At 65.5% G+C, this 1,520-nt stretch carries 2 protein-coding genes; both read right to left on the bottom strand.

From position 1 onward, the window contains the following. The coding region (locus tag VF497_RS13130; protein ID WP_330889412.1) for a flavin reductase family protein at positions 1-560 on the bottom strand (560 nt) is incomplete at its 3' end. Positions 561-599: 39 nt separating this feature from the next. Continuing rightward, the coding region (locus VF497_RS13125; RefSeq protein ID WP_330889410.1) for an acyl-CoA dehydrogenase family protein at positions 600-1,520 on the bottom strand (921 nt) is incomplete at its 5' end.

The raw sequence follows: 1,520 nt of genomic DNA, 5'->3' as shown, positions 1-1,520 counted from the left end.
GCCAGCGGAATACTGACTTCGGCGAGCAGATCGAGATCAGCCTCGTGATCGATCTGCACATACTGTCCGTTCCAGTAGGTGAGGCCGGACAGGCGGTGCGACACGTCCATGCTGGAAAGGCGGCCCACGATGATGCCATGCGAGTGCCGCTCGATGATCTCCTCGACCTGGCATTCGACCGTGGCAAGCGAATGGTCCAGCAGCGGGACGCCGGAAGCACCAGGGCTCCAGGCCGTTCCGTCGAAGCGCTGGCTGCCTTTCAGGCGGCTGTTGCTGAACCGTTCCGCGAGCGCCTGCTGGTCCGAGCCGAGGATGTTGACGCCGAACAGCCGGTGGCGGGCGATCGGCTCAAAAGAGGAGGCCTGCCGGTTGATGCTGACCAGCAGCCGGGGCGGCGAGGCGCTCAGCGACGTCAGCGAAGTGACGGTCATCCCGGTGATGTCATCGCCGCTTCCCGCCGTGATGACGCAGACGCCGCCGGCGAGACGACGCATCACGAGGCGAAACTGCAGCTCGATCTCGTGATCCGCATCGACCAAATGGATGTCCGGCTTGCTCATCGGGTCTCTCCCTCTTGTCGCCGCCGGACCTGCTTCCGATCAGAAGAAACCCTTGGCGGGCAGCGGCGTGCCGCTGATCTCATACTGCCCGATCGAGCGGGCCTTGAAGGTGTTCGGGTTGTGCGAGGCCAGGGTTCGCGCGTTGCGCCAGTGGCGATCGAAATTGGTCGCCTTCTTGGTGGCGGACGCTCCGCCGACGTCGAACAGCAGGCTGCCGCTGCGGATCGCCAGCTCATCGGCGACAATCTTGGCTTTGGCCGAGAGCAGCGCGGCCTTGTGCGCGGCGTCGACGGCATCGGCATCGCCGGCGTCGAATGCATCGGTCGCGGCGTCGAGGGCTTCTGCCGCCGCGAGCACCACGGTCTCGGCCGCAAACGCGCCGCTGGCAATCTGGCCGAAAGTCTGCTGCAGCAACGGGTCGTCCGCCGGTATCTCGCTCGGTGCATAGTAGAACGTCCGCTTGCGCGATCGCACCAGTTCGGCAGCGTCGTGTAGCACCGCGCGCGCGATGCCGGCGTTGATTGCGGTCAGGAACAGTTGCGCGAACGTGTTGGAGTAGGGAATGCCGTAGCCGGCGTCAGGGGCGTCGAACACCACCTCCTGCCGCTTGACGCGCACGTTGCGGAAGTGCGTGGTGCCGGTTGCGGTCAGCCGCTGGCCGAGCCCGTCCCAATCGTCGATCAGCTCGATACCCTCGCGCTTGACCGGGATCAGCACCGCCGCATTGGCGCCTGCCTCATCGGCCGTGCGTACCAGCACGTAGTCGGAATAGAGCGTGCCGGTGCTGTAGTATTTGGTGCCGTTGAGCAGATAATCGTCGCCGTCGGCGGTCAGTGTGGTGTTCGGCGTGACATTGCCGACCTTCGGGGTGTCGAGTTCGGTGGCCGCGAGCCCGATGATCGCACCGTCGGCGACTGCCTTCTGCCATTGCCGGTGCTGCTCGTCCCTGGGACGGCGCAC

This window comes from Rudaea sp. (assembly GCF_036383415.1).
Taxonomy (GTDB): Bacteria; Pseudomonadota; Gammaproteobacteria; order Xanthomonadales; family Rhodanobacteraceae; genus Rudaea.
This window is presented reverse-complemented; position numbering and strand designations above follow the sequence as displayed.